Annotated in this window: 19 protein-coding genes and 1 riboswitch; of the genes, 16 read left to right on the top strand and 3 right to left on the bottom strand. The window is 71.8% G+C overall.

All coding sequences use genetic code 11. The annotated features are described in order from the left end of the window. The first annotated feature begins 268 nt into the window (after positions 1-268). The 13 genes from hpnC (at position 269) to KUM03_RS30495 (ending at position 14,022) form a co-directional block, all read left to right on the top strand. Positions 269-1,171, top strand: coding sequence for a squalene synthase HpnC (gene hpnC, locus KUM03_RS30550; protein ID WP_217253676.1), 903 nt, complete (start codon positions 269-271; stop codon positions 1,169-1,171). Next, positions 1,168-2,118, top strand: a complete 951-nt coding sequence (hpnD, locus tag KUM03_RS30545; protein ID WP_217253673.1) for a presqualene diphosphate synthase HpnD — start codon at positions 1,168-1,170, stop codon at positions 2,116-2,118. Before hpnC ends, hpnD begins: the two co-directional genes overlap by 4 nt. Then, entirely contained in the window at positions 2,118-2,276 is a 159-nt protein-coding gene (locus KUM03_RS38655; RefSeq protein ID WP_254400102.1) for a DUF6380 family protein, read from the top strand. The genes hpnD and KUM03_RS38655 overlap by 1 nt, the downstream gene beginning before the upstream one ends. Beyond that, on the top strand, positions 2,273-3,709 hold the full coding sequence (gene hpnE / locus KUM03_RS30540; RefSeq protein WP_217253670.1) for a hydroxysqualene dehydroxylase HpnE: 1,437 nt from the start codon (positions 2,273-2,275) through the stop codon (positions 3,707-3,709). The genes KUM03_RS38655 and hpnE overlap by 4 nt, the downstream gene beginning before the upstream one ends. 68 nt (positions 3,710-3,777) lie before the next feature. After that, a complete protein-coding gene (locus tag KUM03_RS30535) occupies positions 3,778-4,842 on the top strand; it encodes a polyprenyl synthetase family protein (protein WP_073728150.1) in 1,065 nt (354 codons plus the stop codon). A gap of 117 nt (positions 4,843-4,959) precedes the next feature. Beyond that, complete coding sequence (gene shc, locus KUM03_RS30530) at positions 4,960-7,002, top strand: squalene--hopene cyclase (RefSeq protein ID WP_217253668.1); 2,043 nt, start codon at positions 4,960-4,962, stop codon at positions 7,000-7,002. Next, positions 7,002-7,643: a 1-hydroxy-2-methyl-2-butenyl 4-diphosphate reductase gene (locus tag KUM03_RS30525; RefSeq protein ID WP_217253666.1), complete on the top strand. Its 642-nt coding sequence runs from the start codon at positions 7,002-7,004 to the stop codon at positions 7,641-7,643. Before shc ends, KUM03_RS30525 begins: the two co-directional genes overlap by 1 nt. A gap of 6 nt (positions 7,644-7,649) precedes the next feature. Beyond that, positions 7,650-8,672 carry an adenosyl-hopene transferase HpnH gene (gene hpnH / locus KUM03_RS30520; RefSeq protein ID WP_073728153.1) on the top strand — a complete coding sequence of 341 codons (1,023 nt, stop codon included), beginning with the start codon at positions 7,650-7,652 and terminating at the stop codon, positions 8,670-8,672. A 4-nt stretch (positions 8,673-8,676) separates the two neighbouring features. Beyond that, positions 8,677-9,831: a flavodoxin-dependent (E)-4-hydroxy-3-methylbut-2-enyl-diphosphate synthase gene (ispG, locus tag KUM03_RS30515; protein ID WP_217253664.1), complete on the top strand. Its 1,155-nt coding sequence runs from the start codon at positions 8,677-8,679 to the stop codon at positions 9,829-9,831. A 27-nt stretch (positions 9,832-9,858) separates the two neighbouring features. Further along, entirely contained in the window at positions 9,859-11,775 is a 1,917-nt protein-coding gene (gene dxs, locus KUM03_RS30510) for a 1-deoxy-D-xylulose-5-phosphate synthase (protein ID WP_217253662.1), read from the top strand. After that, a complete protein-coding gene (locus KUM03_RS30505) occupies positions 11,776-13,161 on the top strand; it encodes an aspartate aminotransferase family protein (protein WP_217253659.1) in 1,386 nt (461 codons plus the stop codon). 76 nt (positions 13,162-13,237) lie between these two features. Continuing rightward, the gene (locus tag KUM03_RS30500; RefSeq protein ID WP_217253657.1) at positions 13,238-13,903 is read left to right on the top strand and encodes a helix-turn-helix domain-containing protein; all 666 of its coding nucleotides are present in this window, start codon (positions 13,238-13,240) and stop codon (positions 13,901-13,903) included. Then, positions 13,900-14,022, top strand: a complete 123-nt coding sequence (locus KUM03_RS30495) for a DUF6126 family protein (protein ID WP_254400101.1) — start codon at positions 13,900-13,902, stop codon at positions 14,020-14,022. The genes KUM03_RS30500 and KUM03_RS30495 overlap by 4 nt, the downstream gene beginning before the upstream one ends. A gap of 9 nt (positions 14,023-14,031) precedes the next feature. Here KUM03_RS30495 and KUM03_RS30490 read toward each other — a convergent pair whose 3' ends face one another. Beyond that, positions 14,032-14,829 carry a tyrosine-protein phosphatase gene (locus KUM03_RS30490; protein ID WP_217253655.1) on the bottom strand — a complete coding sequence of 266 codons (798 nt, stop codon included), beginning with the start codon at positions 14,827-14,829 and terminating at the stop codon, positions 14,032-14,034. 422 nt (positions 14,830-15,251) lie between these two features. Beyond that, positions 15,252-15,409: riboswitch (cyclic di-AMP (ydaO/yuaA leader) on the top strand. A 4-nt stretch (positions 15,410-15,413) separates the two neighbouring features. Here KUM03_RS30490 and KUM03_RS30485 point away from each other — a divergent pair. Together KUM03_RS30485 and KUM03_RS30480 are read left to right on the top strand one after the other, a co-directional pair. Next, positions 15,414-16,370: a M23 family metallopeptidase gene (locus tag KUM03_RS30485; protein ID WP_217253654.1), complete on the top strand. Its 957-nt coding sequence runs from the start codon at positions 15,414-15,416 to the stop codon at positions 16,368-16,370. 233 nt (positions 16,371-16,603) lie between these two features. Beyond that, positions 16,604-17,389, top strand: coding sequence for an SGNH/GDSL hydrolase family protein (locus KUM03_RS30480; RefSeq protein WP_217254075.1), 786 nt, complete (start codon positions 16,604-16,606; stop codon positions 17,387-17,389). 28 nt (positions 17,390-17,417) lie between these two features. Here KUM03_RS30480 and KUM03_RS30475 read toward each other — a convergent pair whose 3' ends face one another. Next, on the bottom strand, positions 17,418-18,038 hold the full coding sequence (locus KUM03_RS30475; protein ID WP_217253652.1) for a TetR/AcrR family transcriptional regulator: 621 nt from the start codon (positions 18,036-18,038) through the stop codon (positions 17,418-17,420). 52 nt (positions 18,039-18,090) lie between these two features. Next, positions 18,091-18,678 carry a carboxymuconolactone decarboxylase family protein gene (locus KUM03_RS30470; protein ID WP_217253649.1) on the bottom strand — a complete coding sequence of 196 codons (588 nt, stop codon included), beginning with the start codon at positions 18,676-18,678 and terminating at the stop codon, positions 18,091-18,093. A 177-nt stretch (positions 18,679-18,855) separates the two neighbouring features. Between KUM03_RS30470 and KUM03_RS30465 the strand changes: the two genes are divergently transcribed. Beyond that, entirely contained in the window at positions 18,856-20,049 is a 1,194-nt protein-coding gene (locus KUM03_RS30465) for an MBL fold metallo-hydrolase (protein WP_217253646.1), read from the top strand. Positions 20,050-20,132 lie beyond the last annotated feature (83 nt).

Raw genomic sequence — 20,132 nt, 5'->3', positions numbered from 1 at the left:
TGTGAATCGGTGTGTTGTCGTGATGCGCGGAGGACCCGGGCGGGCCTCCGTGCGTTGTACAACGTAAGCTGGACCGGTCCCGAAACGCGGCACATGGGGCGATAATGCCCGACACCCTCGAGCGGGCCCGCCGCGTGGGCGGCCGGGCGGTGTGTCCGTAATAGTGTGAATTGGGTCGGCAGTGTAGAACGGGAGATGTGACGGCAATGGCGACGGAAACTCCCCACCTCCGCGACGCGTGCGCCGTCTCCGCCCAGGGCAGCCCGCGATGACGACCACCGACCCGGCACCGGCCGGCGACGCGGAACGCGCCACCCTCGCCAAAGCCGCGGACGAGAACTTCCCCGTCGCCCCCTTCTTCCTGCCCCGCGACTGGCGCACCGACCTCATGGCCGTGTACGGCTTCGCCCGCCTCGTCGACGACATCGGCGACGGCGACCTGGCCCCCGGCGGCGCCGACGCCCGCCTCCTCGGCGTCCCCGAGGACCGGGCCGGCGACCGGCTGCTGATGCTGGACGCCTTCGAGGAGGACCTGCGCCGGGTCTTCGACGGCACCCCCCGCCACCCGCTGCTGCTCCGCCTGGTGCCGACCGTGCGCCGCCGCTCGCTCACCCCCGAGCCCTTCCTCGGCCTGATCGCCGCCAACCGCCAGGACCAGCTGGTCGGCCGGTACGAGACCTACGACGACCTCCTCGCCTACTGCGAGCTGTCCGCCAACCCGGTGGGCCGGCTCGTCCTCGCCGTCACCGGCACCTCGACACCCGAACGGGTCCGCCGCTCCGACGCGATCTGCACCGCCCTGCAGATCGTCGAGCACCTCCAGGACGTGGCCGAGGACCTCGCCCGGGACCGGATCTACCTGCCCGCCGAGGACATGAAGCGCTTCCACGTCCAGGAGGCGGACCTCGCCGCGCCCACCGCGAACGCGTCGGTGCGCGCCCTGGTCGCCTTCGAGGCCCAGCGCGCCCGCGACCTGCTGAGCGAGGGCGCGCCCCTGGTGGGCAGCGTCCGCGGCCGGCTGCGCCTGCTGCTCGCGGGGTTCGTGGCGGGTGGCCGGGCTGCCCTCGGGGCGATCGCCGCCGCCGATCACGACGTACTTCCCGGCCCGCCCAAGCCCGGCAAGGCCCGCTTGCTGCGCGAGGTGGGCCCGACCCTGCGAGGAGAGGGGTGATCCAGGCCGTGGAGTCGTCAGCGAACGCGTCGGCACCGGTACTCGCCGCCTACAGCTACTGCGAGACCGTCACCGGACAGCAGGCCCGCAACTTCGCCTACGGCATCCGGCTGCTGCCGGCGCCCAAGCGCCGGGCGATGTCGGCGCTGTACGCGTTCTCGCGCCGCGTCGACGACATCGGCGACGGCGAGCTGGCGGCCGACGTCAAGGTCGCCCGGCTGGAGGAGACCCGGGCGACGCTCGCCCGGATCCACGCGGGCGAGGTCGACGAGGACGACACCGACCCGGTCGCCGTCGCCCTCGCGCACGCCGCCCGGCAGTTCCCGATCCCGCTCGGCGGGCTCGACGAACTGATCGACGGCGTCCAGATGGACCTGCGCGGCGAGACCTACGAGACCTGGGACGACCTGAAGGTCTACTGCCGCTGCGTGGCCGGCGCCATCGGCCGCCTCTCGCTCGGCGTCTTCGGCACCGAACCGGGGGCGCGCGGCGCCGAGCGCGCGCCCGAGTACGCCGACACGCTCGGCCTCGCACTCCAGCTCACCAACATCCTGCGCGACGTCCGGGAGGACGCCCAGGGCGGGCGGACCTATCTGCCCGCCGACGACCTCGCCAAGTTCGGCTGCTCGGCCGGGTTCGACGGGCCGAAACCGCCCGAGGGCTCCGACTTCGCGGGTCTCGTGCACTTCGAAGTGCGTCGGGCCCGCGCCCTGTTCGCCGAGGGCTACCGGCTGCTGCCCATGCTCGACCGGCGCAGCGGCGCCTGCGTGGCCGCCATGGCCGGCATCTACCGCCGCCTCCTGGACCGCATCGAGCGCGACCCGGAGGCAGTGCTGCGCGGCCGGGTCTCGCTCCCCGGACGGGAGAAGGCGTACGTTGCGGTGCGCGGTCTGTCGGGTCTCGACACCCGGCACGTCACCCGGCGGGCCGTCAGGAGGCGCGCCTGATGGACACACCCGGCACACTCGACACTCCGGACCGGCACGACCCGTCCGGTGAAGAACGGCGGGCAACCCTCCGGTGGCGGGCGGCGTCCCTGACTGAGACGGTCTGCCGTACGCCGTTCAAGCACCACGGCGACCGGACAGGGAAGGGCGCACCATGACGCACGGCAACGGCACGCGCGAGGGCGGACGACTCGCGGACGTCTCCGCCGTCCGCCCCGGCGGACACGCCGTCGTGGTCGGCGGTGGACTCGCCGGCGTCACCGCCGCGCTCGCACTCGTCGACGCCGGGGTGCGCGTCACCCTGCTCGAAGGACGGCCGCGCCTGGGCGGGCTCGCCTTCTCCTTCCAGCGCGGCGGCCTCACCGTCGACAACGGCCAGCACGTCTACCTGCGCTGCTGCACCGCCTACCGCTGGTTCCTCGACCGCATCGGCGGGACGGCGCTCGCTCCCGTGCAGGAACGTCTCGACGTGCCCGTGATCGACCTCGACCGGCCCGAGGGACGGCGGCTCGGCAGGCTGCGGCGCGACGCGCTGCCCGTCCCCCTCCACCTGGGGCGCAGTCTCGCCACGTACCCGCACCTCTCACTCGCCGAACGCGCGAGCGTCGGGCGGGCCGCGCTCGCGCTCAAGGGACTCGACCCGGCCGATCCGGCCCTGGACACGCAGGACTTCGGCAGCTGGCTGGCCGCGCACGGCCAGTCGACGCGCGCCGTCGAGGCCCTGTGGGACCTGGTCGGGGTCGCCACCCTCAACGCGGTCGCGGGCGACGCCTCGCTCGGGCTCGCCGCGATGGTGTTCAAGACCGGTCTGCTGTCCGACCCGGGCGCGGCCGACATCGGCTGGGCCCGCGTCCCGCTGGGCGAACTCCACGACCGGCTGGCCCGCAAGGAGCTCGACTCCGCGGGCGTGCGCACCGAGGTCCGTACACGCGTCACCTCCGTCCGTGAGAACGACAACGGCGGCTGGAGCGTTCAGGTTCCCGGCGAGACGCTCCAGGCGGACGCGGTCGTCCTCGCCGTACCCCAGCGCGAGGCGCACGGCCTGCTGCCCGAAGGCGCGCTCGACGCCCCGGAGAACCTCCTGAAGATCGGCACCGCGCCGATCCTCAACGTGCATGTGATCTACGACCGGAAGGTGCTCGCCGCGCCGTTCCTCACGGCGCTCGGCACCCCGGTGCAATGGGTGTTCGACCGCACTGAGGCCTCCGGGCTGAGGGAGGGCCAGTACCTGGCGCTGTCCCAGTCGACGGCCCAGAACGAGATCGACGAGCCCGTGGCCACGCTGCGCGAGCGGTACCTGCCCGAGCTGGAGCGGCTGCTGCCCCTGGCCCGGGGTGCCGAGGTGAAGGACTTCTTCGTGACCAGGGAGCGCTCCGCGACCTTCGCTCCCGCCCCCGGCGTCGGCCGCCTCAGGCCCGGCGCCCGCACCAAGGCACCCGGCCTCTACCTGGCCGGAGCGTGGACCGCCACCGGGTGGCCCGCGACCATGGAGAGCGCGGTTCGCAGCGGTGTCGGGGCGGCGGGCGCCGCACTCGGCGCCCTGGGCCGGTCCCGCGGCCTCCTCCCCGACTTCTTCGAGGAGGCGGCGTGAAAACCGATCCGCGTGGCACCGACGCCGGCGCTCCCGGCACCGCAACTGGAGGAAAGACTGTGCCCACTGTGCCCCCGGCCACGAAGGCCGACCCACGGACCACGGTGGACGTGACCGCGCTCCTGGAGCGCGGCCGGACCCTGTCCACGCCGGTCCTGCGGGCAGCGGTCGACCGTCTGGCGCCTCCCATGGACACCGTCGCCGCCTACCACTTCGGCTGGATCGACGCCCACGGCAGGCCCGCGGACGGCGACGGCGGCAAGGCCGTGCGCCCCGCCCTCGCGGTGCTCTCCGCCGAGGTCACCGGAGCCGCGCCCGAGGTCGGCGTCCCCGGCGCGGTGGCCGTGGAACTGGTGCACAACTTCTCCCTCCTGCACGACGACCTGATGGACGGCGACGAGCAGCGCCGCCACCGCGACACCGTCTGGAAGGTGCACGGCCCCGCCCAGGCCATCCTGGTCGGCGACGCCCTGTTCGCCCTCGCCAACGAGGTGCTGCTGGAACTCGGCACCGTCGAGGCCGGCCGCGCCACCCGCCGCCTGACCAAGGCCTCCCGCGCCCTGATCGACGGACAGGCCCAGGACATCTCCTACGAGCACCGAGACCGCGTCAGCGTCGAGGAGTGCCTGGAGATGGAGGGCAACAAGACCGGCGCCCTGCTCGCCTCCGCCAGCTCCATCGGCGCGGTCCTAGGCGGCGCCGACGAGCACACCGCCGACACGCTGGAGAAGTACGGCTACCACCTGGGCCTCGCCTTCCAGGCCGTCGACGACCTCCTCGGCATCTGGGGCGACCCGGACGCCACCGGCAAGCAGACCTGGAGCGACCTGCGCCAGCGCAAGAAGTCCCTGCCGGTCGTCGCCGCCCTCGCGGCGGGCGGTCCCGCCTCCGAACGGCTCGGCGAGATCCTCGCCGCCGACGCCAAGACCAGTGACTTCGCGAACTTCTCCGAGGAGGAGTTCGCGGCCCGCGCCGCCCTCATCGAGGAAGCGGGCGGGCGGGAGTGGACCGCCGACGAGGCGCGTCGCCAGCACACCATCGCCATCGAAGCCCTCGACGCCGTCGACATGCCCGACCGGGTGCGGGACATGTTCACCGCGCTCGCGGACTTCGTCGTCGTACGAAAGAGATGATCACTATCGGTCGAATAGCCCTCGCGTAGTCGCCGGCCGGTGCCGCAGGTACACGAGCACCGGCCGACGGCGGACCCACAGCAGAAGCACCACTTGTTACTGCACGAAGGGGAAGCCATGACAGCGACGACCGACGGAAGCACCGGGGCGGCCCTGAAGCCCCTGGCAGCCGCGGCCAGCGAAACCGACATCACGATCCCCGACCCGGCGGCCGGGGTACCTGAAGCCGCCGCCCGCGCCACCCGGCGCGCCACGGACTTCCTGCTCTCCCGGCAGGACGCCCAGGGCTGGTGGAAGGGCGACCTCGAGACGAACGTCACCATGGACGCCGAGGACCTGCTGCTGCGCCAGTTCCTCGGCATCCTGGAGGAGGACACCACCCGGGCCGCCGCCCTCTTCATCCGCGGCGAACAACGCGAGGACGGCACCTGGGCCACCTTCTACGACGGCCCCGGCGACCTGTCCGCCACCATCGAGGCGTACGTCGCCCTCCGCCTGGCCGGCGACGCGCCCGACGCGCCGCACATGACGAGGGCGTCCGAGTGGATCCGCTCCCGCGGCGGAATCGCCTCCGCCCGCGTCTTCACCCGGATCTGGCTCGCCCTCTTCGGCTGGTGGAAGTGGGACGACCTGCCCGAACTCCCGCCCGAGCTGATCTACTTCCCCACCTGGGTACCGCTCAACATCTACGACTTCGGCTGCTGGGCCCGGCAGACCATCGTGCCGCTGACCGTCGTCTCGGCCAAGCGCCCGGTACGTCCCGCGCCCTTCCCGCTGGACGAACTGCACACCGACCCGGCCCTCCCCAACCCGCCGCGGCCCCTGGCGCCGGCGACGAGCTGGGACGGCGCCTTCCAGCGCATCGACAAGGCCCTGCACGCCTACCGCAAGGTCGCCCCGCGCCGCCTGCGCCGGGCCGCCATGAACACGGCCGCCCGCTGGATCATCGAGCGCCAGGAGAACGACGGCTGCTGGGGCGGCATCCAGCCCCCGGCCGTGTACTCGGTCATCGCGCTCTACCTGCTCGGCTACGACCTCGAACACCCAGTGATGCGCGCCGGCCTGGAGTCCCTGGACCGGTTCGCCGTGTGGCGCGAGGACGGCGCCCGGATGATCGAGGCCTGCCAGTCCCCGGTGTGGGACACCTGCCTGGCGACCATCGCGCTGGCCGACGCGGGCGTGCCCGCCGACCACCCGCAGCTGGTGAAGGCCGCCGACTGGATGCTCGGCGAGCAGATCGTCCGCCCCGGCGACTGGTCGGTGAAGCGGCCCGGACTCCCGCCCGGCGGATGGGCCTTCGAATTCCACAACGACAACTACCCCGACATCGACGACACCGCCGAGGTCGTCCTCGCCCTGCGCCGCGTCAGGCACCACGACCCGGAGCGAGTCGAGCAGGCCATCGGCCGCGGGGTGCGCTGGAACCTCGGCATGCAGTCCAAGAACGGCGCCTGGGGCGCCTTCGACGTCGACAACACCAGCGCCTTCCCCAACCGGCTGCCCTTCTGCGACTTCGGCGAGGTCATCGACCCGCCGTCCGCGGACGTCACCGCGCACGTCGTGGAGATGCTCGCTGTCGAGGGCCTGACCCACGACCCGCGCACCCGGCGCGGCATCCAGTGGCTGCTGGCCGAGCAGGAGGCGGACGGCTCCTGGTTCGGCCGCTGGGGCGTCAACTACGTCTACGGCACCGGCTCCGTCGTACCCGCCCTGACCGCCGCCGGACTCCCCGCCTCGCACCCGGCGATCCGCCGCGCGGTCTCGTGGCTGGAGTCCGTCCAGAACGACGACGGCGGCTGGGGCGAGGACCTGCGCTCCTACCGGTACGTGAGGGAGTGGAGCGGCCGGGGCGCCTCGACCGCCTCGCAGACCGCCTGGGCGCTGATGGCGCTGCTGGCGGCGGGGGAGCGGGAGTCCAAGACCGTCGAACGGGGCATCGCCTGGCTCGCCGCCACCCAGCGGGAGGACGGCTCCTGGGACGAGCCCTACTTCACGGGCACGGGCTTCCCCTGGGACTTCTCCATCAACTACCACCTCTACCGGCAGGTCTTCCCGCTCACCGCACTCGGCCGGTACGTGCACGGGGAACCGTTCGCCCAGAAGTCCGGCGCCGGGCAGCCCTCCACCGAGACGTCCGCCGCCGAGGTGAAGGGCAGCTGATGACCCCGCAGACCGGCCCGTCCCCGCTGCTGATCGCCTGTGCGCTCGGCATCGAGCATCTCGCCCTGCGCACCGGCGACCGCGCCGGCGCCGGCGGGCCGGTCACCGTCCTGCGTACGGGCATGGGCCCCAAGGCGGCCGAGCGCTCGGTCGCACGGGTCCTGGCCGACCCGGCGCTCGACGGCGCCGCCGTGCTGGCCACCGGCTTCTGCGCGGGACTCGCCCCCGGCATGCACCCCGGCGATCTGGTCGTCGCCGAGGAGACCCGGGACCCGCGCGGGACGGTCGCCTGCGCCGGCACCGACCGGCTGGTGAAGGAACTCGCGCGCGCCCTGCCCAGGCGCACCGTCCACCGGGGCCCGCTGACCGGCTCGGACCACGTCGTCCGCGGTCCCGAACGCGCCGACCTGCTCGCGACCGGCGCGATCGCCGTCGACATGGAGTCCGCGGCCACGCTCCTGAGCGCCGTCCGCACGGGTGCGCGCCCCGTTGCGGCCGTACGGGTGGTCGTGGACGCTCCAGAACACGAACTCGTCCGGATCGGCACGTTGCGCGGTGGAATATCGGCTTTCCGCGTTCTTCGATCAGTTCTTCCCGCATTCTTCGAATGGCACCGTTCTTTGCTGCTCCCTCGGAGGTGAGCCCAGATGGCCATGCCGCTGCGTCAGTCCGTCAAGGTCGCTACATACCTGGCCGAACAGAAGATCCGCCGACGGGACAAGTTTCCGCTCATCGTGGAGTTGGAGCCGCTTTTCGCCTGCAACCTGAAGTGCGAGGGCTGCGGCAAGATCCAGCACCCGGCCGGCGTGCTCAAGCAGCGCATGCCGGTCGCCCAGGCCGTCGGGGCGGTGCTGGAGTCCGGCGCGCCGATGGTCTCCATCGCCGGCGGCGAGCCGCTGATGCACCCTCAGATCGACGAGATCGTGCGCCAGTTGGTGGCCAAGAGGAAGTACGTATTCCTCTGCACCAACGCCCTGCTCATGCGCAAGAAGATGGACAAGTTCAAGCCCTCGCCCTACTTCGCCTTCGCGGTGCACATCGACGGGCTGCGCGAGCGGCACGACGAGTCCGTGGCCAAGGAGGGCGTGTTCGACGAGGCCGTGGAGGCCATCAAGGAGGCCAAGCGGCGCGGCTTCCGGGTGACCACCAACTCGACCTTCTTCAACACCGACACCCCCCAGACCATCGTCGAGGTCCTCAACTTCCTCAACGACGACCTCAAGGTCGACGAGATGATGATCTCGCCCGCCTACGCCTACGAGAAGGCTCCCGACCAGGAGCACTTCCTGGGCGTGGAGCAGACCCGCGAGCTGTTCAAGAAGGCGTTCTCGGGCGGCAACCGGGCCCGCTGGCGGCTCAACCACTCCCCGCTCTTCCTCGACTTCCTCGAGGGCAAGGTCGACTTCCCCTGCACCGCCTGGGCCATCCCGAACTACTCCCTCTTCGGCTGGCAGCGCCCCTGCTACCTGATGAGCGACGGCTACGTCCCGACGTACCGGGAGCTGATCGAGGAGACCGACTGGGACAAGTACGGCCGGGGCAAGGACCCGCGCTGCGCCAACTGCATGGCGCACTGCGGCTACGAGCCCACCGCCGTCCTGGCCACCATGGGCTCACTCAAGGAGTCCCTGCGGGCCATGCGCGAGACCGTCTCCTCCAACCGGGAGTGACCTCGTGACCGCCATCCCCCTGGGCGTCCCCGAGGTCCCGGTCCGGCCGATCGCCGAGCGGCGCACGTCGCGGCGCATCCAGGTCGGGCCGGTGGCCGTCGGGGGCGGGGCCCCGGTGTCGGTGCAGTCCATGACCACGACCCGTACGTCCGACATCGGCGCGACGCTCCAGCAGATCGCCGAGCTGACGGCGTCCGGCTGCGAGATCGTGCGCGTGGCCTGCCCGACGCAGGACGACGCGGACGCCCTGCCGGTGATCGCGCGGAAGTCGCAGATCCCGGTGATCGCCGACATCCACTTCCAGCCGAAGTACGTGTTCGCCGCGATCGAGGCGGGGTGCGCGGCGGTCCGGGTGAACCCGGGCAACATCAAGCAGTTCGACGACAAGGTCAAGGAGATCGCCAAGGCGGCCAAGGACCACGGCACGCCGATCCGCATCGGCGTCAACGCCGGCTCCCTGGACCGCCGCCTGCTCCAGAAGTACGGCAGGGCGACCCCCGAGGCCCTCGCCGAGTCGGCCCTCTGGGAAGCCTCGCTCTTCGAGGAGCACGACTTCCGCGACATCAAGATCTCCGTCAAGCACAATGACCCGGTCGTCATGGTCGAGGCCTACCGCCAGCTCGCCGCCCAGTGCGACTACCCCCTCCACCTCGGCGTCACCGAGGCCGGCCCCGCCTTCCAGGGCACCATCAAGTCGGCCGTCGCCTTCGGCGCGCTGCTCTCCCAGGGCATCGGCGACACCATCCGGGTGTCGCTGAGCGCGCCGCCCGCCGAGGAGGTCAAGGTCGGGCTCCAGATCCTCCAGTCGCTGGGCCTCAGGCAGCGCCGGCTGGAGATCGTCTCCTGCCCGTCCTGCGGCCGCGCCCAGGTCGACGTGTACGAGCTCGCCGACGAGGTGACGGCCGGTCTGGAGGGCATGGAGGTGCCGCTGCGCGTCGCCGTCATGGGCTGCGTCGTCAACGGCCCCGGCGAGGCCCGCGAGGCCGATCTCGGCGTCGCCTCCGGCAACGGCAAGGGCCAGATCTTCGTCAAGGGCGAGGTCGTCAGGACCGTCCCCGAGTCGAAGATCGTCGAGACGCTGATCGACGAGGCGACGCGGATCGCCGAGCAGATGGAGAAGGACGGCGCGTCGGGGGAGCCGGCCGTCACCGTGAGCTGAACAGCACGGACCGAAGGGGGCCCGAGCGTGACGATTCTGGAGAACATCCGGGGACCACGCGACCTGAAGGCGCTGTCCGAGGCGGAACTCGGCGAACTGTCCGACGAGATACGTGACTTCCTGGTGCACGCGGTCGCCCGTACCGGCGGGCACCTCGGCCCGAACCTGGGAGTGGTCGAACTCACCGTCGCCCTGCACCGGGTCTTCGAGTCACCGGCCGACCGCATCCTGTGGGACACCGGCCATCAGAGCTACGTGCACAAGATCCTGACCGGACGTCAGGACTTCTCCAAGCTGCGCGGCAAGGGCGGTCTGTCCGGCTACCCCTCGCGCGACGAGTCCGAGCACGACGTCATCGAGAACAGCCACGCCTCCACAGTCCTCGGCTGGGCCGACGGCCTCGCCAAGGCCCGCCAGGTGCGCGGGGAGCGGGGCCACGTCGTCGCCGTCATCGGTGACGGCGCGCTCACCGGCGGCATGGCGTGGGAGGCGCTGAACAACATCGCGGCGGCCCGGGACCGGCCGCTGATCATCGTCGTCAACGACAACGAACGCTCCTACGCGCCGACCATCGGCGGCCTCGCCAACCACCTGGCGACCCTGCGCACCACCGACGGCTACGAGCGGATGCTGGCCTGGGGCAAGCACGTGCTCCAGCGCACGCCCCTGATCGGCAACACCGTCTACGAGGCCCTGCACGGCGCGAAGAAGGGCTTCAAGGACGCCTTCGCCCCGCAGGGACTTTTCGAGGACCTGGGGCTGAAGTACGTCGGGCCCATCGACGGACACGACACCGGGGCGGTCGAGTCGGCGCTGCGGCGCGCGAAACGCTTCCACGGGCCCGTACTGGTCCACTGCCTCACGGAGAAGGGCCGCGGCTACGAGCCTGCCCTGCGCGACGAGGCGGACCACTTCCACACCGTCGGCGCCATGGACCCGCTGACCTGTGCGCCGCTGGCGCCCTCCGACGGGCCTTCCTGGACCTCCGTGTTCGGCGAGGAGATCGTGCGGATCGGCGAGGAGCGCGACGACGTCGTGGCGATCACCGCGGCCATGCTGCACCCGGTCGGCCTCGGCCGCTTCGCCGAGCGGTTCCCCGACCGGGTCTGGGACGTCGGCATCGCCGAGCAGCACGCCGCCGTGTCCGCGGCCGGTCTCGCCACCGGCGGCCTCCACCCGGTCGTCGCCGTCTACGCCACCTTCCTCAACCGCGCCTTCGACCAGCTCCTGATGGACGTGGCCCTGCACCGCTGCGGCGTCACCTTCGTCCTGGACCGGGCCGGCGTCACCGGCGCCGACGGGCCCTCGCACAACGGCATGTGGGACATGTCCGTCCTCCAGGTCGTCCCGGGTCTGCGTATCGCCGCGCCGCGCGATGCCGACCAGCTGCGTGCCCAGTTGCGCGAGGCGGTGGCCGTCGACGACGCGCCGACCCTCGTGCGCTTCCCGAAGGAGTCCGTCGGTGCCGCCGTACCGGCCGTGGACCGGATCGGCGGCATGGACGTCCTGCACGCCGCCGACCGGCCCGAGGTGCTGCTGGTGGCCGTCGGCGTGATGGCGCCCGTCTGTCTCCGGGCCGCCGAGCTCCTCGAAGCCCGCGGTACCGGATGCACCGTCGTCGACCCGCGCTGGGTCAAACCCGTCGACCCGGCGCTCGCGCCGCTGGCCGCGCGGCACCGCCTGGTGGCCGTCGTCGAGGACAACAGCCGCGCCGCCGGGGTCGGTTCGGCGGTGGCGCTGGCGCTCGGAGACTCCGAGGTCGACGTACCCGTGCGCCGGTTCGGCATCCCCGAGCAGTTCCTCGCGCACGCCAAGCGCGCCGAGGTGCTCGCCGACATCGGTCTCACCCCGGTCGAGATCGCCGGCCGGATCAGCGCGAGCCTGGCCGTCGCCGGAGAGACCGGGGACGGCCCGATCGCCACGCCAGTGCAAGGAGAGAACTGAATGACCAAGGAGTTCGACCTGGGGGCGCTCCTGGCCGAGCGCGGAGCCGAGCGGTACGAGCTGCACGCCAGGTACCTCAACCACCAGCAGCCGCGCATGCTGCGCACCATCGGCTTCGACAAGGTCTACGAGCGGGCCGAGGGCGCGCACTTCTGGGACGCGGACGGCAACGACTACCTGGACATGCTCGCCGGTTTCGCGGTGATGGGCCTGGGCCGTCACCATCCCGTCGTCCGCAAGGCACTGCACGACGTCCTCGACGCCTCGCTCGCCGACCTGACCCGTTTCGACTGCCCGCCGCTGCCCGGCCTGCTGGCCGAGAAGCTGCTCTCCTACAGCCCCCACCTGGACCGGGTCTTCTTCGGCAACAGCGGCACGGAGGCGGTGGAGACCGCGCTGAAGTTCGCCCGGTACGCGACCGGCAGACCGAGGGTCCTGTACTGCGCGCACGCCTTCCACGGGCTGACCACCGGCTCACTCTCCGTCAACGGCGAGGACGGCTTCCGCAACGGCTTCGCACCGCTGCTGCCCGACACCCCCGTCCCGCTCGGCGACGTGGACGCCCTGGCGCGGGAGCTGAAGAAGGGCGACGTGGCCGCGCTGATCGTGGAGCCCGTCCAGGGCAAGGGCGTGCACGAGGCACCGCCCGGCTATCTGCGCGCCGCACAGGAGCTGCTGCACCGGCACAAGGCCCTGCTGATCGCCGACGAGGTGCAGACGGGGCTGGGCCGGACCGGCAGGTTCTACGCCTTCCAGCACGAGGAGGGCGTGGAGCCCGACCTGGTGTGCGTCGCCAAGGCGCTGTCCGGCGGGTACGTGCCCGTGGGGGCCACGCTGGGCAAGGACTGGATCTTCCAGAAGGTGTACTCCTCGATGGACCGGGTGCAGGTCCACTCGGCGAGCTTCGGGTCCAACGCGCAGGCCATGGCGGCCGGGCTCGCGGTGCTGTCGGTGATGGAGAACGAGGAGATCGTCGCGAACGCCGCCGCGGTCGGTGAGCGGCTGAAGTCCCGGCTCGCGGCGCTGGTGGACCGCTACGAGCTGCTCGCCGACGTCCGGGGCCGGGGGCTGATGATCGGCATCGAGTTCGGCCGGCCCCGGTCGCTGAAGCTGCGCAGCCGCTGGACGATGCTCCAGGCGGCCCGGAAGGGGCTCTTCGCGCAGATGGTCGTGGTGCCGTTGCTGCAGCGCCACCACATCCTGACCCAGGTCTCCGGCGACCACCTGGAGGTAATCAAGCTGATCCCGCCGCTGATCATCGACACGGCGGACGCGGACCGGTTCGTCGACGCCTTCACCGAGGTGATGGAGGACGCGCACAACGGCGGCGGCCTGATGTGGGACTTCGGGAAGACGCTGGTCAAGCAGGCGGTCGCCAACCGTTAGCGGGTCACCACGGGCACCTTTTGCCTCACGGGCAAGAAAATTGCCTGCCGGGCAAAGCTGGGGCTGAATGGGAGGCATGACCTCCCACGAGACCGGGCCGCCGGCACCGGAGTCGTCGGCACCGGAGCCGCCGGCGGACGCGGTGTCCGTCGTGGCGCCACAGCTGCGTGCCCTGCGGCGTCGGGCCGTCCTCACCCTGGAGGCGGCGGCCCGTGCCGCCGGACTGTCGCCTGCCCACCTGTCCCGGCTGGAGACCGGGCAGCGCCAGCCCTCGCTGCCGATGCTCCTGTCCCTCGCCCGTGTCTACGGTACGACCGTCTCGGAACTGCTCGGCGAGACGGCCGCCGACCGGGACGCGGTCGTGCGGGCCGACGCCATGGAGCCGACCTTCGCCGGCGGCTGGACGTACTGGCAGGCCGGTGGGGCCGGTCGCGGCATGCAGGCCCTGCGCGTGCACGTGCCGCACGGCTCCCAGGGGGACATCGTCCGGGTGCATCCCGGTGAGGAGTGGATCCACGTCCTGCGGGGCCGGCTGCGGCTCCGGCTCGGGGACGCGGTGCACCGGCTCGGTCCGGGGGACAGCGCGCACTTCGACTCGCTGACCCCGCACCGCATCGCCGCTCAGGACGCCGACGGGGTCGAGCTCCTCTTCGTCCACACGCTGCTCCAGAGCCCGACGGCGGCGCTGTGCCTGGGGCCGGCCACCACGCCGGGCCACCCCTTCCCTGGAGAGACATCATGAACATGCAGGACAAGTTCCCGCGCGCACTCTGGGTGCGGCTCTTCATCTACCTCGTCGTGGGGCACGTGCTGGCAGCCTTCATCTACCTGCTCTTCGAGGTGGGTGCCAACAGCGGGTGAGCGGCCGGCTCAGTCCAGCATCCGCTCGCGCAGCCGCTCCCGGGTCTGCGGCGTGATCCGCAGACCCTTCTCCAGGTAGGCGTCGACGCCGCCCCAGGTCTGCTCGACGGTCTCGAAGGCCGCCGCCAGGTACTCGGCGCGCGCGTCGAAGAGGGGGCTGAGCAGCTCCATGACCTCGGGGGAGTAGGCGGAGGCGGCGGTGCTGCTGCGGCGCACCTTGTAGCGGCGGTGCGTGGCGTTCGACTTCAGGTAGTCCTCGACGACGGCGTCGCGCTCGACGCCGAGGGCGAGCAGCGTGACCGCGATCGACAGACCCGCGCGGTCCTTGCCGGCCGCGCAGTGCATCAGGGCGGGGACGCTGTCCTCGGCGAGCGCGTGCAGCACCCGGGAGTGCTCCGCCGTGCGCTCCTTGATGATCATGCGGTACGAGTCGATCATCCGCTGGGCGCCCTTGTCGTCCGCGAGGATCTCGCGCAGCTGGTCGAGGTCGCCGTCGCGGACCATCTTCCAGAACTCGGCGCCGTCGGCCGGGTCGCTCAGCGGCAGGTTCACATTGCGCACGCCCGGCAGCTCGACGTCCGGGCCGTCGAGCTTCTGGTCGGCGGCGTTGCGGAAGTCGAAGATCGTGTGCAGACCCAGCGAGGACAGGAACGCGGCGTCCTCCCCGGTGGCGTGCGCGAGGTGGCCGCTGCGGAACAGCACCCCCTGCCGCACCCTCCGTCCGTCCACGGTCGGCAGTCCGCCCACGTCGCGGAAGTTGCGCACCCCGGCCAGCTCGGGTTCGGTCGACGGCACCTGCTGCGTCACGGGGGCTCCTCCCACTCCGCCCCGCCGGCGCCGCTCGCCGACGGGTGCCACTCGACGATACGGCACGGTGCGAAGACGCAGGGGCGAAGTCAACCGACTGCGCCACTTCTGGGCTTTCTGTCCGAAATGGCGCCTTAATTCCAACTCGCTGCGGAATAAAAGGGGCTGAGGGAGAGGTGCGTGAGCAGCGTCATATCCGTGACGGTGCGTTGCCCGTCATGTTCACGTAATTCAGCCGGTTTTCATGGCCGTTCACGAGAAACGGCGCCTCAGGAATCGACGGAGTGTGACGGGCATTCCCGGTAATGGATCAGCCGGAACACCCGCCCATGCAACCCCTCGCTTGTCCCTGTGCGTCTTGGTCCCTTACGTTCACCACCGATCCGGACGGACGCCTAATCCTGCCGCCGACCGGAGCCCGCATTCATCCACCACCCGTACACGGCAGGAGCGGGGGACCCACAGGTACGACCGCCTGTTCCGGTTCCCGGAACGGCTTGGGGTTAAGCCGCGTCTCGGCGCGGCCGGGCATCTCCAGCCCGAACCCGACAGCTCACCTCGCAGGCGCCGGAGAGGAATTCGCCATGCCCGCGAAGGGTAAGCACCGCCGTACCAAGGCCATGCGCCTGACCCGTGCCATCGCCGTCGCCGGAACCGGCGGCGCCGCGCTCGCGCTCCCGCTGATGGGTGCCGCCGGTGCCCAGGCCGCCCCCGCTCAGTCCGTTTCCGAGCAGGCCGTGCAGTCCGTTCCGACGTCGGCCGAGAAGGCCGCCGCCGAGAAGAACTCCGACTCGCGCACGTACACCGTGCGCAGCGGTGACTACCTCTCGAAGATCGCCGACGAGCAGGACGTCGACGGCGGCTGGAAGAAGCTCTACGCGGACAACCGCGAGGCCGTCGGGTCCGACCCGTCGCTGATCCACCCGGGCCTGGAGCTCACGCTCGGCGGCCAGGCCGCCAAGTCCGAGCAGCCCGCCGCCGAGCAGCCCGCGGCCGAGAAGCCCGCCCAGACCGAGAAGTCGTCCTCCGAGAAGACCGAGTCGGCCGAGGCCGAGAAGTCCTCGGATGCCGCGAAGGCCTCCTCCTCGGACTCCGGCTCCTCCGACAAGAGCACCCAGTCCGCCGGCACCACCAGCGGCTTCGTCTCGCCGGTCCCGAGCGGCACCATCGGCACCCCGTACCACCAGTCGGGCAGCATGTGGTCCAGCGGCTACCACACCGGCACCGACTTCGTCGTCCCGACCGGCACCTCGCTCAAGGCCGTCGGCGCGGGCACCGTCGTCTCCGCCGGCTGGGGCGGCGCCTACGGCAACCAGGTCGTCATCCAGCTCGCCGACGGCCACTACGCCCAGTACGCCCACCTGTCCTCCCTCTCCGTCTCGGCCGGCCAGTCCGTGACGGCGGGTCAGCAGGTCGGCCTGTCGGGTGCCACCGGCAACGTCACCGGCCCGCACCTGCACTTCGAGATCCGCACCACCCCGGACTACGGCTCGGACGTGGACCCGATCGCGTACCTGCGCTCGCACGGCGTCTCTCTCTGACGGCCGCTTCCTGACGACCGTTTCGGCGCGGCCCCGCGCCACCGAAGGCCGGACCCCGATCCCCGGGTCCGGCCTTCGGCCTGTCCGCCCTCCGGCGTATTCCTGAATTGGTGAACACTTTAGGCGTGGTGTTTCTCACCGCCCGTCAACCCTTTCCTACGGTCGCGTAGGTCACATTCCGAGGTGAATGATGGGCCGATGTGGCAGACGATTCGAAGAGTGACAGCAGAACAGTGATCGGGTCGTACGTGGCGGTGGGGGACAGCTTCACCGAGGGCGTCGGCGACCCCGGCCCCGACGGGGCGTTCGTCGGCTGGGCCGACCGGTTCGCCGTACTGCTCGCGGACCGGCGCCCCGAGGGCGACTTCACGTACACGAACCTCGCCGTACGCGGCAGGCTGCTCGACCAGATCGTGGCCGAGCAGGTGCCGCGGGCCGTCGAACTCGCGCCGGGCCTGGTCTCGTTCTGCGCCGGCGGCAACGACATCATCCGGCCCGGCACCGACCCCGACGAGGTGGCCGAGCGGTTCGAGCGGGCGGTGGCCGCGCTGACCGCCGCCGCGGGCACCGTCCTGGTGACGACCGGATTCGACACCCGCGGGGTGCCCGTCCTCAAGCACCTGCGCGGCAAGATCGCCACGTACAACGGACACGTCCGTGCCGTCGCCGACCGCTACGGCTGCCCCGTGCTCGACCTGTGGTCGCTGCGCACCGTCCAGGACCGCAGGGCGTGGGACGCCGACCGGCTGCACCTGTCGCCGGAGGGCCACACGCGGGTGGCACTGCGCGCGGGCCAGGTCCTCGGCCTGCCCGTCCCCGCCGACCCGGACCAGCCCTGGCCGCCGCTGCCGCCCCGCGGCACCCTGGACGTCCGGCGGGACGACGTGCACTGGGCCCGCGAGTACCTGGTGCCGTGGTTCGGACGCCGGCTGCGCGGCGAGTCCTCGGGCGACCACGTGAGCGCCAAGGGGACGCTGTCGGCGGACGACATCAGGATGCGGATCTCTTCGGTGGCCTGACGTACTCGCCGCTCTGAACGCGCTGGTGCTAGTCGCGGGACGCCGTCAGCGTCTCCCGGTCCAGGCCCAGCTCCCGGGCGAGCGCCTCGTCCGTCCACTCGCGGGCCCGCGCCCGGGGCACCGTGCCCGCGTACGACGTCAGCTGCACGGCCATCCCGTCGAGGAAGGCGGTCAGGCGCAGGGCGGCGCCGTCGGGATCCGCGCACCGGAACTCCCCGGCGGCCACGCCCTCGGCGATGACCCCGGAGAGCGCCGCCTTCCACTGCCGGTCCAGCTCCCGGGTGACCTCCCGCAGCGCGGGTTCGCGCAGCGCCGCCGCCCAGCCCTCGATCCACAGCCGCCAGCCCTTGGCCTGCCCGGTCGGGGCGTACCACCGCACGGCCGCCCGCAGCCGGCGCAGCGCCGACGTGCGCCGGCCGAGCAGCTTGCGCAGGCGCGCGAGATCGTCCTGGGCGGCATGCGTGAACGCGGCGGCGACGAGCTTCTCCTTCGTGGAGAAGTGGTAGAGCACCAGCGCGTTGCTGACCCCGAGCGCGGCGGCCACGTCGGCGATCCGCAGCGCCGCCACGCCCCGCGCCGATATCTGCTCCACGGCCGCACGCAGCAGCTCCTCGCGCCGCTGCGCCACACTCAACCGGACTCTCCCCACGCCCGTCACCCTATACAGGTGCCCGGACCTGCGGCGACAGCCGCCGGGAGGCTCAGTCCGCCGTCGCGGTGGTGGCCGTGTCCGTGGGCCTGGCGCCGGGCACCTCGCACGAGTCCTTGAAGCCCTGGCTGGTCAGATCGAGCGCCGCGTTGATGCGGGAACGCAGGTTTTCGACGGCGACCATGGCCGTCAGCTCCACGAACGCCGACTCGCCCAGCGCCGTACGCAGCCGGGCGGCGAGTTCGTCACCGACCGCCGGCGGCGTCGCCGTCATCGCCTCGGCGTACTCCATGACGTCCCGCTCCAGCGGCGTGTAGGCGTCGCTCTCCCGCCACACCGGCACGTCGTGGAGCTTGCGGCGGTCCATGCCGCGCTCGGCGTTCTCCCAGTATCCGAAGTCCATGCACCACGAGCAGCCGATCGAGGCGGCCGAGGCCATCACGGCGAGCGCCTTCAGGTCGGCGTCCAGCCTCTTCCACTTCGCGACGGACTGCTCGAACCGCAGGTAGCCCCAGAGCACCCGCGGATTGTGGGCGAGCGCCTTACCGGGGTCCAGGACCTTGCCGTACGTCCGCCGGGAGTACCACTCCATCACGCGGAAGAAGATCGTGCGGGGCGGGTTGAGAGATACGCGGGCCATGGGGGCCACCTTCCTGTCCGTCGGTCGTGCCGTGCGCTTCCGGGCGCTCCTGCCGGGCGCCCACACCGGTACGACGGACGGAGGGAACACGGATGTGACATCGGTCGTTCGAGTGACGTCGGGCGAGAGTCGCACGAGACGACAATGAGAGCCCGATCCACTTCACCTGGAGGTACCGTGGCCGGTTTCCGTTCCCCGAACCAGGGGCTCCGCCTGCCGCTGCCCGCGGCCTTCGGCGCGGACCCCACCGGCGCGCGCATGGCGCGCATCCGCCGATCGCCGAACTTCCGCGACGGCGTCTTCCAGAACCCCGGGGGCACCGCCCGGACCCGGCCCTCCGGCTCGGCCCGCGAGTTCGCCAAGATCTACTTCGACAAGCAGTCGCGGCTCGGCCGCGCCCCGCGGGGCACCGTCCCCGTGCACGCCACCACACTCGCCGACCTCGCCCGGCCGCCCGCCACCGGACTGCGCCTGACCTGGATGGGCCACTCCAGCGTGCTCGCCGAGATCGACGGACAGCGGGTGCTCTTCGACCCGGTGTGGGGCGAGCGGTGCTCCCCGTTCCCCTTCGCCGGGCCGAAACGGCTGCACCCGGTCCCGGTCCCGCTCGCGGCCCTCGGCCCGGTCGACGTCGTCGTCATCTCCCACGACCACTACGACCACCTGGACCTGCCCACGATCAAGGCGCTGGCCGGCACGGACACCCTGTTCGCGGTGCCGCTGGGCGTCGGCGCCCACCTCGAACACTGGGGAGTGTCCGCCGACCGGCTGCGCGAACTGGACTGGCACGAGTCGACCCGCGTCGGCGGCCTCACGCTCACCGCCACCCCGGCCCGCCACTTCTGCGGACGCGGCCTGCGCAACACGCAGCACACCCTCTGGGCGTCCTGGGTCGTGGCCGGTGAGGAGCACCGCGTCTTCCACAGCGGGGACACCGGCTACTTCGACGGTTTCAAGGACATCGGCGCCGCCCACGGTCCCTTCGACGCCACGATGATCCAGCTCGGGGCGTACGCCGAGTTCTGGCCGGACATCCACATGACGCCCGAGGAGGGCGTGCGCGCCCACCTGGACCTGCAGGCAGGCTCTCCCGGCGGGGTGCTGCTGCCGATCCACTGGGGGACCTTCAACCTGGCGCCGCACGCTTGGGCGGAGCCGGGGGAGTGGACGAAGGACGCGGCCGGGGAGGCGGGTCAGGCGGTGGCGTTCCCGCGGCCGGGTGAGCCGTTCGAGCCGGCGGGGGAGCAGCCGGTGGAGGCGTGGTGGCGGGCGGTGTCGGGTCCGATCGCGCGTCCGTGGCGGCGTCCGAGGTCTATTGAGTCCGCTGCCGCGTCGTGCAACGACGATCTCGACCTTGCGGGTGAGCGATGACGTCAACTGGGGACGGCCTTACTGAGGTTGTGTGACTACTGCAGGGTGTCTCCCGCATCAAGAACGCGAGCGTGTGCTGCGGA

The sequence above is a fragment of the Streptomyces sp. AC602_WCS936 genome, assembly GCF_019049125.1.
In the GTDB taxonomy this organism is placed as follows: Bacteria; Actinomycetota; Actinomycetes; order Streptomycetales; family Streptomycetaceae; genus Streptomyces.
This window is presented reverse-complemented; position numbering and strand designations above follow the sequence as displayed.

Coding starts and splice junctions, on each gene's coding strand:
- hpnC (WP_217253676.1), top strand. CDS start 269: ATGACGACCACCGACCCGGCACCGGCCGGCGACGCGGAACGCGCCACC.
- KUM03_RS38655 (WP_254400102.1), top strand. CDS start 2,118: ATGGACACACCCGGCACACTCGACACTCCGGACCGGCACGACCCGTCC.
- hpnE (WP_217253670.1), top strand. CDS start 2,273: ATGACGCACGGCAACGGCACGCGCGAGGGCGGACGACTCGCGGACGTC.
- shc (WP_217253668.1), top strand. CDS start 4,960: ATGACAGCGACGACCGACGGAAGCACCGGGGCGGCCCTGAAGCCCCTG.
- KUM03_RS30525 (WP_217253666.1), top strand. CDS start 7,002: ATGACCCCGCAGACCGGCCCGTCCCCGCTGCTGATCGCCTGTGCGCTC.
- hpnH (WP_073728153.1), top strand. CDS start 7,650: ATGGCCATGCCGCTGCGTCAGTCCGTCAAGGTCGCTACATACCTGGCC.
- KUM03_RS30505 (WP_217253659.1), top strand. CDS start 11,776: ATGACCAAGGAGTTCGACCTGGGGGCGCTCCTGGCCGAGCGCGGAGCC.
- KUM03_RS30500 (WP_217253657.1), top strand. CDS start 13,238: ATGACCTCCCACGAGACCGGGCCGCCGGCACCGGAGTCGTCGGCACCG.
- KUM03_RS30495 (WP_254400101.1), top strand. CDS start 13,900: ATGAACATGCAGGACAAGTTCCCGCGCGCACTCTGGGTGCGGCTCTTC.
- KUM03_RS30485 (WP_217253654.1), top strand. CDS start 15,414: ATGCCCGCGAAGGGTAAGCACCGCCGTACCAAGGCCATGCGCCTGACC.
- KUM03_RS30470 (WP_217253649.1), bottom strand. CDS start 18,678: ATGGCCCGCGTATCTCTCAACCCGCCCCGCACGATCTTCTTCCGCGTG.